We start from the raw sequence: 16143 nt of genomic DNA, 5'->3' as shown, positions 1-16143 counted from the left end.
ACGGGTGACGGTCGTACCAGACCGGCGTGGCGGCGAAGTCGTAAGCGTCGGCGTCGAAAGTGGTGGTGCTCTGGTCCATGATGTCCTCCGTGAAATCGTGTGGCGGGCGGCGGCTTCGCCTTCCCGAAGCAGTCACGATGGTGGTCCCGGACCGCGCCTGCACAACCAGGATGCGCCCGGCGCACGCGACCGGACGGACGAATTCGAGGTAAATACCCCTGACGTTTGACGGAAGCGTCAAGAACCTCAGTTCCCCGGACCGGATCCGGCCCAGCGGGCCGAAAAGGCGGCTCAGCCCGCAAAATCCCACACGTCTTATCGCGACGGTGCGTGTGTGAGCGTCAGAGTTGGCCGACGCTCGTCACCGTGACGACCGCGGCGCCGGCCTCGTCGGAGGCGGCGAGGTCCACCGTGGCGGAGATTCCCCAGTCGTGGTCCCCGGCGGGGTCGGCGAAGATCTGCCGGACCGTCCACGACTCCGGGCCCTCGGTGATCATGATCATCGCGGCGGACCGCGCGTCCGGGGTGACCAGGAGCTCGTCGTGCTCGTCGTAGTAGGCGTCCAGCGCCGTGACCCAGTTGTCGTACCCGAATGTCGGGTCGAGCTCGGCCAGGGCGTCGGCGTCATCACGGGCGGCGAGCTGCACGCGGCGGAACAGCTCGTTGCGCACCAGGATCCGGAACGCGCGCACGTTGGAGGTGAGCCGCTTCGGTGCCGGCGGGACGATCGGCGCGTCGTCGTCGGCGTGAGCGGCACCGGGGGACACCAGTTCCTCCCACTCGTCCAGGAGCGACGAGTCGACCTGCCGCACGAGCTCACCCAGCCACTCGATGAGGTCGCGCAGGTCGTCGTTCTTCTTCTCATCCGGGATCGTGTGCGTCGCCGCGCGGTAGGCGTCGGACAGGTAACGCAGCACCACGCCCTCGGACCGGGCGATCTGATAGAAACCGACGAACTCGCCGAACGACATCGCGCGCTCGTACATGTCGCGCACGACGCTCTTCGGGTGCAGCTCGTAGTCCTTCACCCAGGGCTGGCTGGACGCGAACACCTCGAACGTCGCCGTCAGCAGCTCCTCCAGCGGTTTCGGGTAGGTGACCGACTCGAGCAGCTCCATGCGCTCGTCGTATTCGATGCCCTCGCGCTTCATCTCCGCGACGGCCTCGCCGCGGGCCTTGTACTCCTGCTGGGACAGCACCGCGCGCGGGTCATCGAGGGTGGCCTCGACGATGGAGATCATGTCCAGCGCGTAGGTCGGCGACTCCGGGTCGAGCAGATCGAACGCGGCGAGGGCGAACGGCGACAGCGGCTGGTTCAGCGCGAAGTTCTGCTGCAGGTCGACGGTCAGTCGTGGCTGCCCGTCCGGCCCCACCTCGATGACCTCCGCCTCCTTCAGCGTGCGATAGATCGCGAGGGCCCGGCGGGCGAGGTCGTAACGGCGGGCCAGCGGCTCATGGTTGTCGTTGATCAGGGACCGGACGTTCGTGAACACGTCGCCGCCGCGCGAGATCATGTTCAGCAGCATCGCCGAGGTGATCTGCATGCTGCTGGTCAGGGTCTCCGGCTCGGCCGTGGTCATCTTCGTGAACGACGGCTCACCCCAGGACACGAAGCCCTCCGGCGCCTTCTTCCGGATGATCTTGCGCTTCTTCTTCGGGTCGTCGCCGGCCTTCTTGATCATCGCGAGATTTTCGGTCTCGTGCTCGGGCGCCTGAGCGACGACGTTTCCGGCGGTGTCGAACCCGGCGCGTCCCGCACGTCCGGCGATCTGGTGGAACTCGCGGGCGTTCAGGTGCCGCATGCGCTGACCGTCGAACTTCGTCAGCGCGGTGAGGAGGACGGTCCGGATCGGGACGTTGATGCCGACGCCGAGCGTGTCCGTGCCGCAGATGACCTTGAGCAGACCGCGCTGGGCGAGCTGTTCGACCAGGCGGCGGTACTTCGGCAGCATGCCGGCGTGGTGGACGCCGATGCCCATCCGCAGGAAGTTGTTCAGCGTCTTGCCGAAGCTCGTGGTGAAGCGGAATCCGCCGATGAGCTCCGCGATCTCGTCGCGCTGCTCGCGGCTGGTGATCTTCATCGACATCAGCGACTGCGCGCGTTCCATCGCCGCGGCCTGACTGAAATGGACGATGTAGATCGGCGCGCGATCGGTGTGCAGCAGCTCCTCGATCGTCTCGTGGATCGGGGCGGTCTGGTACTCGAAGTGCAGCGGCACCGGACGCTCCACACCCGTGACGACGGCGGTCTCGCGTCCGGTGCGGCGAGAGAGGTCATCGGCGAGGTCGGTGACATCGCCGAGGGTGGCGGACAGCAGCACGAACTGGGCCTGCGGCAGCGTCAGGATCGGCACCTGCCAGGCCCAGCCGCGGTCCGGGTCGGCGTAGAAGTGGAACTCGTCCATCACGACCTGGCCGACCTCGGCGTCCTCGCCTCCGCGCAGGGCGAGGTTGGCGAGGATCTCGGCGGTGCAGCAGATGATCGGGGCGTCGGCGTTGACGGACGAGTCGCCGGTCACCATGCCGACGTTCTCCGCGCCGAAGAGGTCCACGAGGGCGAAGAACTTCTCGCTGACGAGGGCCTTGATCGGGGCGGTGTAGTACGTTCGTCGTCCGGCGGCGAGGGCGGCGAAATGCGCCCCGGCGGCGACGAGGGACTTTCCGGTTCCGGTCGGCGTGGACAGGATGAGGTTGTTCCCGGAGACGATCTCGATCAGCGCTTCGTCCTGCGCCGGATACAGCGTGAGCCCGGTGGACTCCGCCCACGTCACGAACGCCTCGTACACGTCATCGGCGGCGGGCGGGCCATCGACGGCGGCACGGAGGGCGGACGGATCAAGCGGCGCGGAGGAGGACATGTCCCTCCATTGTCCCGCACCACCGGTTGCCGGGAGCCCGGGGCCCGGTTAGCTTCGTCGCATGGGGGAAAGCATCTGGGGAATGCTGGGCTCGATCGCGGATTGGATCGCGGCGCTGGTGGCGGTTTTGGCGCTCATCGCGGCAGCGAAAGCGGCGGGCTACGCCGGTCGACTGTTCCGGGCGGAAGCGCAGCGTGACGACGAGCGGCACGACCGGGAGAGGATCGAGCAGGCGCTCGGAGTCTCGGCCTGGGTGGCCGTGGAGATCTCTCGGACGAGCGGCGACCCACTCTCCTACGGGCTGGTCGTGAGTAACACGAGCAGCAATGTGATCTATGACGTCACCGTGACCGCCACGGGTGCTGGAGGTAAGACGTTGCCGACGCTCGACATGCGTGTCCTGCCTCCCGGCACGTATTACCTTCGGGAATCGTCGAACGCGTACGGCTGGGACTTCGCCACGCTGGTCACGGATGTCGCAGCGGAGATCCGGCCGACAGCCAAGGCGAAGGACCGTGCCGTGACCTCGCTGACGTTCCGGGACGCCGCGAACGTGCGATGGGAACGCACTCCGACCCAGATCGCCGAACAGCCGACCGGGCGACGTTCGGACCCCGTAGACGTCAGTCGCTGAGGAAGCGACGCACCGCGGCGGGCGCGGCGTCGCGGTCCGCGCGGACGTTGCGGACGTCCATCACGATCATCAGGACGGTGAGCACGACGAGGACACCGGCGATCACGATCGTCCACACGGAGGGGAAGCGTACGGCGAGGACGAGCATCATGATCATCATCGCCACGAAGACGGTGTCGAGGATGATCGGCACCGCCCCCGGCCACGTCGTGCCGTGCAGCACGGTGTCCATCCCGTCGCCGTCGAGGTGGAAGGTCGTGACGGTCATCGCTCCGGCCACGGACGCGCCGCGACCGGCCACGACGATGCCGCGGTGGCGCGCCTGCAGGCGATCGCCGCGGATGCGCAGGCGAAAGGTGCCGACCTCCGCCCGCCAGCTGCCCTCGACCCGTCGCCGGATGAGGTCCGGCGCCTGGCCGACGATGCGCGTCGTGCTCGCTGGCGTCACGCCTCCAGCATAGGGCCGCACGCCGGCACGGCGATCCTCAGTCCACGCGCTCCATCGTGATCGTCTTCGTCACGCCCAGGGCGGTGACCTCATAGCTGAGGACCCCGTCCGCGTACGTGAAGGTCTTGGTCGGGTCGCTGGAGGCGAGGATCGCGTGCTCAGTCTGGGACACGTCGTTGGCGGATTCCCACGTGTGGGCGTCGGTCGCCTCCGTCGGCGGAACGTACGTCCCGGCCCAGTACAGGGCCTTCGTCCCGCCGCCATCGGACACCCAGTCGATCGTGATCGTGTCCGCGGTGATGGAGGCCGCCTGCCAGGAGTCCTCGGCGGTGTTCGTCGACTTCCACTCGCCGACGAGCGTCAGCGGTTCCGGGGTCGGCGTCGGCGTCGGGGTGGACTCCTCAGCGCCGGCCACGTGTGTTCCCCCGGCTGTGGGAGTGTCCGAAGCGCCGCACGCGGCCAGGGACGGAAGCGCAAGCGCGAGCACGAGGGCGGAGACGGCACGGACTGAGTGACGCATGGCGTCCTTCCCGGCGCAGGGCGCCAGCGATAAAGATGAGAACCCTTTCACATTAGTGGGCGGGGGAGCGCGCCCCCGACATCAGAGGTCCGTCCGTCGGGCGCCGCAGACCGGGCAGGACCGAGCCGCCACACACGCGGGGCACAGATCGTCGAGTCCGACGTCCTCGTCATCATCGTGACGGCCGCTCGTTTCGACGCCGAGACCGCACAGCGTGATGAACATCTCGGGGTTCTGCGGACACCCGTCCTGGTGCACCACGTGCAGCCGCGGCTCGACGTCCGCGGGGGTTTCGACGTCCTCGTCCGTGTCCGGTTCGGTCCGGACGTCCGCGGCCAGCAGCGCCCAGTCGGTCGAGCGCGGACCGGTCGGATTGCTCGTCATGTCGACCACCTCCCGGCGAGCGTAATCACGCGCGTCCGCGGCGCGGGCAGGGAGCAGTGGGACCCGCCGATTCTCGCGTGCGATAGCCTGGTCGGCTCGGTACTCGGGCGCAATCAAGAAGGACGCACTCGTGGGATTCATCGACATCAACGCCGTTTCGCTGACGTTGCCGGACGGCCGTCCGCTGCTCGACGAGGTGACCTTCCGCGTCGGGGAGGGCAGCGTGACCGCGCTGATCGGGGAGAACGGTGCCGGCAAATCGACACTGATGCGCATCGTCCGCGGCGAGGTCAAGCCGGACACCGGAGCGGTCACGGTCGGTGGCGGCCTCGGTGTGATGGACCAGTTCATCGGCCATGGCCGCGCGGGGGAGACCGTGCACGACCTGCTCGTCACGGTGGCTCCGGACGCGATCCGCAACGCCGCCCGCGAGCTCGAGGCCGCCGAGAACGCCCTGATCGAGCGCGACGACACCGATGCGCAGATGCGGTACGCCACGGCGATCGCGGAGTACGCGGACGCCGGCGGCTACGACTACGAGACCGTGTGGGACCAGGTCACGATGGCGGCGCTCGGCGTGGACTACGCGCGGGCTCGGTTCCGGGAGCTGACCACCCTGTCCGGCGGCGAGCAGAAGCGGCTCGCATTGGAGGCTCTGCTGCGCGGCACGGACGAGGTCCTGCTGCTGGACGAACCGGACAACTACCTCGACGTGCCCGGCAAGCGCTGGCTGGAGGAGAGCCTGCGGTCCACGCGCAAGACGGTGCTGCTGGTCAGTCACGATCGCGAACTCCTCGCCCGCGCGGCCGACCGCATCGCGACGCTGGAAGTCGGGGCGTCCGGAGCCACGGCGTGGATCCACGGCGGCGGGTTCCGGACGTACCACGATGCCCGCACCGCGCGGATGGAGCGCCTGGACGAGCTGCACAAGCGCTGGGATGAGGAGCACGCGAAGCTCACCAAACTCGTGAAGACGCTGCAGATCCAGGCGAAGATCAGCCCCGATATGGCGTCCCGCTACCACGCCGCGCAGACACGACTGGCACGGTTCGAGGCCGCCGGTCCGCCCCAGGAGCGGCCGCGGGAGCAGAACCTGCAGATGCGCCTGCGCGGCGGACGCACCGGACGCCGTGCGGTCGTCGCGTCGGGGCTGGAGCTCACCGGCCTGATGAAGCCGTTCGACACCGAGATCTGGTTCGGCGACCGTGTCGGTGTACTGGGTTCGAACGGGTCCGGGAAGTCGCACTTCCTGCGTCTGCTCGCCCGCGGCGGCACAGAGCCGGACGCCACACTCGGCCACGTCACGGCGGCGGGGCGGCGCATCGAGCCCGTTGCGCACACCGGCACGGCGACGCTCGGTGCCCGAGTGGTCCCGGGCTGGTTCGCGCAGACGCACGTGCACCCGGAGTTCACCGGACGCACGCTGTTGGAGATCCTGCACCGCGGCGACGACGATCGAGACGGGCGACCGCGCGATGCGGCCAGCTCCGCGCTGGACCGCTATGGCCTCGTGCAGCAGGCGGAGCAGACCTTCGACAGCCTGTCCGGTGGGCAGCAGGCCCGGTTCCAGGTGCTGCTGCTCGAGCTGTCCGGTGCGACGCTGCTGCTGCTGGACGAGCCGACGGACAACCTCGACCTCGTCTCGGCGGAGGAACTGGAGGATGCGATCTCCCGCTTCGACGGCACGGTCCTGGCGGTCACGCACGACCGCTGGTTCGCGCGCGGGTTCGACCGATTCCTCGTGTTCGGGTCGGACGGGTCCGTGTACGAGTCCGCCGAACCGGTCTGGGATGAGACCAGGGTCACCCGGTCGCGCTGATTTTCCCGGCACCCGGCGCGGCATCGGTCGTACCGGGTCCGTAGCGTGGAATCGCCCCCCGATGTCCGGGACGGCACGATCGATCGGAGCACCATGAAGGCCTGGCAGTTCACCAACACCCACGAGCCCCTCGTCCTGAACGAGGTTCCGGACCCGGTCGCCGGTCCCGGTCAGGTCGTCCTGGAGATGAAGGCGGCGGGCCTGTGCCACTCCGACGTCGGGCTGCTCGAGGACGAGGGCTGGCTGGCGCTTCTCGTGAAGCAGCCGATCACGATCGGCCACGAGAACGCGGGCGTCGTCGCCGAGGTCGGCGAGGGCGTGACGGACTTCGCCGTCGGTGACCGCGTCGGCGTCTGCCCGACCACGCCGGCCGGTGCACCCGGGTACAACTTCGACGGTGGCTTCGCCCCGAAGATGGTCGTCGACGCGCAGGCGCTTGTGCCGATTCCGGAGGGCGTGGACTTCGTCTACGGCGCCGCCGCCACCGATGCCGGCATGACCTCGCACGCCGCCGTCATCACGCAGGGCGGCGTGAAGGCCGGGGACACCGTCGGCATCATCGGGCTCGGCGGGCTGGGCCAGATCGGCGCGCGTGTGGCGGTCCTCGCCGGGGCGACCGTGTACATCGCCGAGGTCAACGAGTCCGTCTGGGGCCTGGCCGAGGAGATCGGTGCCGCGGGCGTCGCGAAGAGCCTCCGCGAGTTCGAGGACGTCACGTTCGACGTCATCGTGGACTTCGCCGGGTTCGGCGGAACCACCGCGGACGCGGTGGAGATCATCCGTCGCGACGGCACTGTCGTGGTCGTCGGCATGGGCAAGCTCGAGGCCACCATCTCGACCCGCGCGCTCATCCTCAACCAGTGCAACCTCAAGGGCTCCAACGGTGGCACCAAGGAGGACGTCGCCGGCATCTACGAGTTCATGGCCACCGGCAAGCTGAACCCGCAGACCACGACGATCTCGTTCGACGAGATCCCGGACGGCATCGCCAAGCTCCACCGCGGCGAGGTCACCGGCCGCCTCGTCGCCGTCTTCGACTGACACACCCCTTTCGCGAGGCGCAGGCCCGGCGGTCCTCCGCCCGGCCTGCGCCTCGCGTCGTTCCGCCTCGGGGGTGCGCATCGCGGCGGACCTCGGCTGGCCCAAGCTCGCGGATCACAATGGGGTGGTGATCCACGGCTCCGGCCAGTGCCTGCTCTGGGCCCTCGATGCGCTGGACGGCGAGCCGCCAGCGTCCGTGTAACTCACGTGTGCGAACGCGGACGAGTTCGCCCCGCTGGTGCAGCGCCTCGGATTCGTGGAGCTCTAGCCCGCGACGCTCCCACGTCCGACACTTCCCGAGCCACAAAAGTGTCGCCAGCGAGAGCGAGCGCGGGGTCGCTCCCAACCCCGACACTTCCCCGCGCCCAGAACTGCCGGCGTTGGGAGCGTCAGGGGGTGAGGCGGTAGCCCATGCCGGACTCGGTGAGCAGGTGGACGGGGTGGGAGGGGTCCGGCTCCAGCTTCTTGCGGAGCTGGGACATGTACAGCCGCAGGTAACCCGTGTCGGTCGCCTGGTCGGTGCCCCAGATCTCGCGCAGCAGCGTCTGCCGCGTGACCAGGGACCCCGGATTGCGCACCAGGAACTCAAGCATCCGCCACTCGGTCGGCGTCAGATGGACCGCCTCGCCGCCCCGCACCACGGTGTGCGCGGCGAGATCGACCGCCACGTCGCCGAACGTGACGCTGGGTTCGGACGGCGCCGCGCTCGTCCGGCGAGCCAGCGCCCGCAACCGAGCCAGGAGCTCGTCCATCTGGAAGGGCTTGGTGACGTAGTCGTCGGCACCCGCATCGAGGGCGTCGACCTTGTCCCCGGATCCGGTGCGTCCCGAGACGACGATGATCGGTCCGTCCATCCAGCCGCGGAGGGCGTGGATGACATCGAGCCCGTCCACCTGAGGCATGCCGAGATCCAGCAGCACGAGGTCCGGATGTTCGGACGCGGCGACGCGCACCGCCTCCGCTCCGTCCGCGGCCGTGACGACCGTGTACCCCTGGGACGCGAGCGTGATCCGCAGGGCCCGGACGAGCTGCGGATCATCGTCCGCCACGAGAAGTTTCATGCGTCCTCCTCCTCGAGACACCCAGGCACGTCCGAGACCTCGCGCGTTGCGGGGTTTTTCGGACGTGCTTGGGTGTCTCGCGGGGTTGTGGGGGCGACGGGGAGGGAGGCGACGAGGGTGAGTCCGAGACCTCGCGCGTTGCGGGGTTTTTCGGACGTGCTTGGGTGTCTCGCGGGGTTGTGGGGGCGACGGGGAGGGAGGCGACGAGGGTGAGGCCGCCGCCGGGGGTGTTCTCGGCCGTGAGGGCGCCGGCCATGCCCTGCATGAAGCCGCGGGAGAGGGCGAGGCCGAGGCCGAGACCGGACGTGTTGTCCTGGTCCCCGCCGCGCTGGAACGGGGCGAACATGGCGTCCCGTCGCTCGGCGGGCACGCCCGGGCCGTGGTCGATGACGCGCACCTCCACGACCGGACCCAGACTGCTCGTCGTCAGTGCCACGGGCGTGCCCGCCGGCGTGTGGCGCTGCGCGTTGGAGAGCAGGTTCACGAGCACGCGCTGCAGCAGGACGGGATCCGCCAGCACCGGGGGAACGTCGGAGCCGAGCGCGAGCGTGACCTCACCCGGCGTCACGCCGAGTTCGTCGGTGGCGGACAGCACGACCGCGGCGACGTCCACCGGTTCCGGACGGATCGCCAGGGCCCCGGCTTCGACCCGGGACACGTCGAGCAGATCGGTCAGGAGGGTGGACAGCGCGTCCAGGCTCTCCTCGGCGGTCGCCAGCAGCTCGGTCCGGTCCGCCGGAGCCAGCGCGTCGCCGGCTGCGCGCAGACCACCGACTGCGGCCACGGCGGCCGCGAGCGGACGGCGCACATCATGGCTCACCGCCGACAGCAGCGCCGAGCGGGCGTCATCGGCGGCGGCGTTCGCGCGCGCCTCACCCGCCGTCCGCTCCAGTGCGGCGTGCTCCATCGCTCCGGCCAACTGCGCGGTCACGGCGGACAGCAGGCGGCGCTCGCCGGCGTCCAGATCCGTGCCGTGCACCTCGAGCACGGCACCGGTGTCGCCCACCGGGAACTCCTCGGGGTCTCGGTCGGCGACGGGCTCGCCGTCAGTCGCGAGCACCGCCCCGTCCGGTCCGCGCAGGCGCACGCCGGTGGCGCCCAGCGCCTCGCGCGTGCGCGACACGAGCGCCGGCACCGCGCTCTGTCCCCGCAGCACCGAACCGGCGATCGTGGCGAGCAGCTCCGACTCCGCGGCGGACCGTTCGGCGCTGCGGAGGCGACGGGCCGCGAAGTCCACGATGATCGACACGAGCACCGCGATCACGACGTACAGGCCCAGGGCGACGGCGTGGATCGGGTCGGCGATCGTGACCGTGTACAGCGGCGCGACGAAGAGGAAATCCAGCGTGACGCCGCTCAACACCGCCGCGAACAGCGCCGGCCAGATGCCGCCGATCAGCGACACCACCACCACGAGCAGCTGGTACGCGAGCACGTCGGAGGTGATGGACGCCTCGCTGTGGAAGGTCAGCAACAGCCAGCTCAGCAGCGGACCGCCGATGAGCGCCACGATGAAGCCGAGCACCTGGCGCTTCCACCCGAGGGCCCCGGCGGCACCGCGGACCAGGCGCGGCAGCCGGGACGAGCGCCCGGCGGCCTCGGCGTGCTGCACCATGTGCACGTCGATGTCGCCGGATTCCCGGATCACGGACGCCCCGATCCCAGGTCCGGCGAGCGACGCGAACCGCCCGCGCCGAGACGCGCCGATCACGAGCTGCGTGGCGTGGACGGAGCGTGCGAACTCCACCAGGGCGCGCGGCACATCGTCGCCGACGACGGAGTGGAACGTGCCGCCGAGGCTCTCCACGAGCGCCCGCTGCGAGGCGAGCAGCGCCGGGTCCGCGGCCCGCAGCCCGTCCTGCCCGACGACGTGGACGGCCCGCAGCTCGCCACCCGCGGACCGTGCCGAGATCAGGGCACCGCGGCGCAGCAGGGTCTCGCCCTCGGGTCCGCCGGTGAGCGCGACGACGACGCGCTCACGCGTGGGCCAGGTGGCCTGAATGCCCTGCTGGGCTCGGTACGCGGCGAGCGCGTTCTCGACCTCGTCCGCGAGCCAGAGCAGAGCCAGCTCGCGCAGGGCGGTGAGATTTCCGAGACGGAAGTAGTTCGACAGCGCCGCGTCGATGCGCTCGGCGGGGTACACCACTCCGGCGGTCAGCCGGTCGCGGAGCGCCTGCGGGGCGAGGTCGACCACCTCGATCTGATCGGCCGAGCGGACGAACGCGTCCGGCACCGTCTCGGTCTGCTCGACGCCGGTGATGCGCTGGACCACGTCGCCGAGCGACTCGATGTGCTGGACGTTGACGGTCGTGATGACGTCGATGCCGACCGCGAGGATCGCCGCGACATCCTGCCACCGCTTCTCGGCCCCGGACCCGGGCACGTTGGTGTGGGCGAGTTCGTCCACCAGTGCGACGTCGGGGTTGCGGGCGATGACCGCGCTCCGGTCCATCTCGGTCAGCCGGACCCCGCGATGCTCGAGCGTCCGCAACGGGACGTGCTCGAGACCTTCCGCGCGCGCCGCGGTGAGCGCGCGGCCGTGGGTCTCGACGATGCCGATCACGACGTCCCGGCCCTCCGACCGCAGCCGCTCACCCTCCGCCAGCATCTGGACCGTCTTGCCCACGCCGGGGGCGGCGCCGAGCAGAACCCGCAGGTTGCCCCGCTTCATCCGCCGCCTCCGCTAGTGGGCCAGCGCTTGCAGCGCCAGGTTGAGTTCGAGCACATTGACACGTTCGTCACCGAGGAACCCAAGATCCCTCGGCCTGATCATAGACGTCACCAGGTTCCGGACCGTGCCCTCGTCCAGGCCGCGCGCCGCGGCGACCGCGGGTACCTGGGACAGGGCGTTCTCCGGCGAGATGTCCGGGTCGAGGCCGGAGCCGGACGCGGTGAGCGCGTCCGGTGTGGTCGCGCCCGCGTCCCGACGCTGGGTGATGGCGGAGATGAGGTCCGGGTTCTCCGGGCCGAGGTTCGTTCCACCGGAGGCCATCGCGTCCCAGCCGCCGGCGGACGGACGCGGCTGGAACCAGCCGGGCAGCGGCTTGCCGTCGGCGTCGCTGAAGGACTGCGCGAGCAGTGACGAGCCGACCACGGCGCCGCCCGCGTCCTTCACGAGCGAGCCGTTCGCTGCGGCGGGCACCGCGAGCCCGGCGAGCAGGATCGCGCCGGGGTAGGCGATCCCGAGGATGGCGGTGAACACGAGCATGGCGCGCAGGGCCACCGAATGGGTGCGCAGCATCGTGCGAACAGGGGACATGTTTGTTCTTCTCTCGACTCAGAATCCGGGGATCAGGCTCACGACGAGGTCGATGAGCTTGATGCCGATGAAGGGGGCGATCACGCCGCCGATGCCGTAGATCAGCAGGTTGCGGCTGAGCAGGGTGGCGGCGCCGACCGGGCGGTAGTTCACGCCGCGCAGGGCCAGCGGGATGAGGAACACGATCACCAGAGCGTTGAAGATGATCGCGGACAGCACCGCTGAGGCGGGGGAGTGCAGCCCCATGATGTTCAGCGCCGCGAGCCCGGGGAACGCGGTCATGAACAGCGCCGGGATGATCGCGAAGTACTTCGCGATGTCGTTTGCGAGCGAGAACGTCGTCAGGGCTCCGCGCGTGATCAGCAGCTGCTTGCCGATCCGGACGACGTCGATGAGCTTCGTCGGGTCCGAATCGAGGTCGATCATGTTGCCGGCCTCCTTCGCGGCCGACGTGCCGGAGTTCATCGCGACGCCGACGTCCGCCTGCGCCAGAGCCGGAGCGTCGTTCGTGCCGTCTCCGGTCATGGCGACCATGCGGCCGCCGGACTGCTCCTTCCGGATCAGGGCGAGCTTGTCCTCCGGCGTGGCCTCGGCGAGCACGTCGTCCACGCCCGCCTCGGCGGCGATCGCCCGGGCGGTGAGGGGGTTGTCGCCGGTGATCATCACGGTGCGGATGCCCATTGCGCGCAGCTCTGCGAAGCGCTCGCGCAGGCCGTCCTTGACGATGTCCTTGAGGTGGATCACCCCGAGCACCCGGCCGTATCCCGCGCTGTCGACGACGGCCACCGCGAGGGGCGTGCCGCCGGACTCGGCGATCTCGTCCGTCGTGCGGTGCAGGGCCTCCGCGACGTCGGCGGGCACCACCACTCCTTCCTCATCCAGCCACGCGCCCACGGCGGAACCGGCGCCCTTGCGCAGCCGGACGCCGTCCGCAAGGTCCAGTCCGCTCATCCGGGTCTGCGCCGTGAAGGGCACGACCGTCGCGTCGTCCGGGGAGGTGACGCGCACGCCGAGCCCCTCAGCGAGCGAGACGACGGAGGACCCCTCCGGGGTCGGATCGGCGAGCGAACCGAGGGCGGCGAGTCGGGTGAGTTCGGCGGCCTCCACCCCGGGCATCGGGACGAAGCGGACCGCGCGACGGTTGCCGTGCGTGATGGTGCCGGTCTTGTCCAGCAGCAGCGTGGTGACATCTCCCGCCGCCTCGACCGCGCGGCCGGACATCGCCAGCACGTTGCGCTGCACCAGGCGGTCCATGCCCGCGATGCCGATCGCGCTCAGCAGCGCGCCGATCGTCGTCGGGATGAGGCAGACCAGCAGGGCGACGAGGACCGTGAGCGAGACCGGGTCGGTGACCGCGGATGCGATCGGGTTCAGCGTCAGCACGACGACGGTGAAGATGATCGACAGGCTCGCGAGCAGGATGTTCAGCGCGATCTCGTTGGGTGTCCGCTGCCGTTCGGCGCCCTCGACGAGGGCGATCATCCGGTCCACGAACGTCTCGCCCGGCTTCGCGGTGATTCGCACCACGATCCGGTCGCTGAGCACGCGGGTGCCGCCGGTGACGGCGCTGCGGTCGCCGCCGGACTCCCGGACGACGGGGGCTGATTCGCCGGTGATCGCCGACTCGTCCACCGTCGCGATGCCCCAGATGATGTCGCCGTCGCCGGGGATCAGTTCGCCGGCGGTGATGACGACCACATCGCCCGGGGTGAGCTCGGAGGAGGCGACTTCCACCGTCGTGGTGCTGTTCACGCCCGGGTCCGCCTCGTCGTACCGGACCGCGCGATGAGCGGTCGTGGTGGCGCGGGTGCGGCGCAGCGAGTCGGCCTGAGCCTTGCCCCGTCCCTCGGCGACGGCCTCGGCGAGATTGGCGAACAGGACGGTCAGCCACAGCCACGCGGCGATGGCCCAGCTGAAGCCGACCGGGCCGGCGGCGGAGCTGAGGAACGGCTCCACGATCGCCACGACGGTGGTGAAGGCGGCGCCCACCCAGACCAGCATCAGGACCGGGTTGTGCCACTGCGCCCGCGGGTTCAGGCGACGCAGGGCCGCGGGTAGCGCGGCGACGAGCTGCGCCATCGAGAACGCGCGACGCGGGGGTGCGGCGACGGTGTCCGGGGTCGGACGGGGATCGGTGATGACCGACATGTCAGGAGAGTCCTTCCGCGAGCGGTCCCAGAGCGAGGACCGGGAAATAGGTGAGTGCGGTGACGATGAGTGCGACGCCGGTGAGCAGTCCGACGAACAGCGGACGATGGGTCGGCAGCGTGCCGACGGTGGCCGGCGCCGCCGTCTGGCGGGCCAGTCGTCCGGCGAGCGCGAGCACGAACACGATGGGGATGAAACGTCCCAGCAGCATGACGACACCGAGCGTCGTGGCCAGCCACGGGGTGCTCGCGGTCAGGCCACCGAAGGCCGAGCCGTTGTTGTTCGCCGCGGACGTGAAGGCGTACAGCACCTCACTCAGCCCGTGGTTGCCGGGGTTGAGGATCGACGTGTTCATCACGTCCTCGCGGATGCCGGGGATCGCGAAGCTCAGCGCCGTGAAGCCGAGGATGAGCGTCGGGACGACGAGGATGTACAGGCTGGCCAGCGTGATCTCGGCAGGTCCCAGACGCTTGCCGAGGTATTCCGGCGTGCGGCCGATGAGCAGTCCGCCGACGAACACCGCGATCACCGCGATCACAAGCATGCCGTAGAGGCCGGAACCGACGCCGCCGGGGGCGATCTCGCCGAGCATCATGTTCACCATCGGCATCATGCCGCCGAGCGCGGTGAAGCTGTCGTGCATGCCGTTGACGGCACCCGTCGAGGTCAGCGTCGAGGCGGAACCGAACAGTGCGGTGCCGAGGATGCCGAAGCGCGTCTCCTTGCCCTCCATCGCCGCGCCCGCCAGTTGCGGCGCGGTTCCGGACCCGGCGTACTCCAGGACGGACAGGGCCACGAGCGACGCCAGGAACATCACGCCCATCGCGGCGGTGATCGCGTAGCCCTGGCGGCGGTCGCCGACCATGACGCCGAAGGTCCGGGGGAGGGCGAACGGGATCAGCAGGATGAGGAAGCACTCCATGACGTTGATCCACGGGGACGGGTTCTCGAACGGGTGCGCGGAGTTGGCGTTGTAGAAGCCGCCGCCGTTCGTGCCGAGGAGCTTGATGACCTCCTGCGAGGCGACCGGACCGCCGGGGATCGTCTGCGTTCCGCCGACGAGCGTGGTGACGGTGGTGGGCTCGAGCAGGTTCTGCACGACGCCGCCGCCCAGCAGCACGAGCGCGCCGAGCACCGAGATCGGCAGCAGGATGCGCAGGGTGCCGCGGGTGAGGTCCACCCAGAAGTTGCCGAGGACGCCCGTGCCACGAGCCGCGAACCCGCGCACCAGGGCGATGGCGACCGCGATCCCGACCGCGGCCGAGACGAAGTTCTGCACGGCAAGGCCGGCCGCCTGGACCACGTAGCCGACCGTCGCCTCCGGGCTGTACGACTGCCAGTTGGTGTTGGCCACGAAGGACGCGGCGGTGTTGAAGGCGATGCCCTCCGGCACGGCCGGCAGGCCGAGCGAAGCCGGCAGCCACTGCTGCACGCGCTGCAGGGCGTACAGCAGCAGCACGCCGACGAGGGAGAAGGCCAGGACGCCGCGCAGATACGCGCGCCAGGTCTGGGCGCCGTCCGCGTTCACGCCGATGAGGCGGTAGAGCCCGCGCTCGAAACGGAGGTGCTTGCTCGTCGTGAACACGCGCGCCATGTAGTCCCCGAGGGGGCGGTGGGTGAGCACGAGCAGCAGGATGAGGAACAGCGCCTGCAGGACGCCGGCGAGGACGGCCGGCATCTCAGAACCGCTCCGGGTTCAGCAGGGCGGCGACCAGGTAGACCAGGGCGCCGACGGCGAGGGCCGCCGCGATGAGAACGAGGGCGATCATCGACGGTCTCCCACCCAGGCGAGCAGCCCCGCCGTGACGAAGATCGCCACGGTCAGGGCGACGTACAGCACATCGAGCATTTCTGCCTCCGAGATCAGCGACCCTCTCGTGCCGCGGGTGCGGCATGTGTCGCATGCACGTCTCGATCGTGGCCCGGCTGTGTCGGCCGATCAGCGCATCCGCACGGAATCCATACGCCCGT

Annotated in this window: 13 protein-coding genes; 3 read left to right on the top strand and 10 right to left on the bottom strand. The window is 70.0% G+C overall.

The features are described from left to right. Positions 1-341: 341 nt before the first annotated feature. Positions 342-2858 carry a DEAD/DEAH box helicase gene (locus BN1193_RS15140; protein WP_040167705.1) on the bottom strand — a complete coding sequence of 839 codons (2517 nt, stop codon included), beginning with the start codon at positions 2856-2858 and terminating at the stop codon, positions 342-344. 61 nt (positions 2859-2919) lie between these two features. Here BN1193_RS15140 and BN1193_RS15135 point away from each other — a divergent pair, with 61 nt between their 5' ends. Further along, positions 2920-3492 (top strand): hypothetical protein, encoded by a 573-nt coding sequence (locus tag BN1193_RS15135; protein WP_141396703.1) that lies wholly within the window; start codon positions 2920-2922, stop codon positions 3490-3492. Here BN1193_RS15135 and BN1193_RS15130 read toward each other — a convergent pair. The 3 genes from BN1193_RS15130 to BN1193_RS15120 form a co-directional block, all read right to left on the bottom strand. After that, on the bottom strand, positions 3482-3940 hold the full coding sequence (locus tag BN1193_RS15130) for a hypothetical protein (protein WP_040167702.1): 459 nt from the start codon (positions 3938-3940) through the stop codon (positions 3482-3484). The two genes, BN1193_RS15135 and BN1193_RS15130, sit on opposite strands and share 11 nt — an antisense overlap. 37 nt (positions 3941-3977) lie before the next feature. Next, complete coding sequence (locus tag BN1193_RS15125) at positions 3978-4460, bottom strand: hypothetical protein (protein WP_040167701.1); 483 nt, start codon at positions 4458-4460, stop codon at positions 3978-3980. An 81-nt stretch (positions 4461-4541) separates the two neighbouring features. Then, positions 4542-4844, bottom strand: coding sequence for a hypothetical protein (locus BN1193_RS15120; RefSeq protein ID WP_141396702.1), 303 nt, complete (start codon positions 4842-4844; stop codon positions 4542-4544). Between the two features lie 130 nt (positions 4845-4974). Between BN1193_RS15120 and BN1193_RS15115 the strand changes: the two genes are divergently transcribed. After that, positions 4975-6663 carry an ABC-F family ATP-binding cassette domain-containing protein gene (locus tag BN1193_RS15115; protein ID WP_040167698.1) on the top strand — a complete coding sequence of 563 codons (1689 nt, stop codon included), beginning with the start codon at positions 4975-4977 and terminating at the stop codon, positions 6661-6663. A gap of 45 nt (positions 6664-6708) precedes the next feature. After that, a complete protein-coding gene (locus tag BN1193_RS15110) occupies positions 6709-7704 on the top strand; it encodes a zinc-binding dehydrogenase (protein ID WP_230206522.1) in 996 nt (331 codons plus the stop codon). A gap of 389 nt (positions 7705-8093) precedes the next feature. On the opposite strand, the gene BN1193_RS15105 is transcribed toward BN1193_RS15110, so the two are convergent. The 6 genes from BN1193_RS15105 to kdpF are packed head-to-tail and all read right to left on the bottom strand — an operon-like array spanning position 8094 to position 15941. After that, positions 8094-8765, bottom strand: coding sequence for a response regulator (locus BN1193_RS15105; RefSeq protein ID WP_040167693.1), 672 nt, complete (start codon positions 8763-8765; stop codon positions 8094-8096). Next, on the bottom strand, positions 8740-11436 hold the full coding sequence (locus BN1193_RS15100; RefSeq protein ID WP_094770566.1) for an ATP-binding protein: 2697 nt from the start codon (positions 11434-11436) through the stop codon (positions 8740-8742). Before BN1193_RS15100 ends, BN1193_RS15105 begins: the two co-directional genes overlap by 26 nt. Before the next feature lie 12 nt (positions 11437-11448). Beyond that, entirely contained in the window at positions 11449-12024 is a 576-nt protein-coding gene (locus BN1193_RS15095; RefSeq protein ID WP_040167692.1) for a potassium-transporting ATPase subunit C, read from the bottom strand. Between the two features lie 18 nt (positions 12025-12042). Further along, positions 12043-14172, bottom strand: coding sequence for a potassium-transporting ATPase subunit KdpB (kdpB, locus tag BN1193_RS15090; protein ID WP_040167691.1), 2130 nt, complete (start codon positions 14170-14172; stop codon positions 12043-12045). 1 nt (position 14173) lies between these two features. Continuing rightward, positions 14174-15850, bottom strand: coding sequence for a potassium-transporting ATPase subunit KdpA (kdpA, locus tag BN1193_RS15085; RefSeq protein ID WP_040167689.1), 1677 nt, complete (start codon positions 15848-15850; stop codon positions 14174-14176). A 1-nt stretch (position 15851) separates the two neighbouring features. Further along, the gene (gene kdpF, locus BN1193_RS17940; protein WP_141396701.1) at positions 15852-15941 is read right to left on the bottom strand and encodes a K(+)-transporting ATPase subunit F; all 90 of its coding nucleotides are present in this window, start codon (positions 15939-15941) and stop codon (positions 15852-15854) included. Between the last annotated feature and the right edge of the window lie 202 nt (positions 15942-16143).

Source organism: Microbacterium gorillae, from assembly GCF_000826185.2.
In the GTDB taxonomy this organism is placed as follows: domain Bacteria; phylum Actinomycetota; class Actinomycetes; order Actinomycetales; family Microbacteriaceae; genus Microbacterium; species Microbacterium gorillae.
Note: the sequence above shows the minus strand (reverse complement) of the source record. Positions and strands in the feature narration are given on the sequence as shown.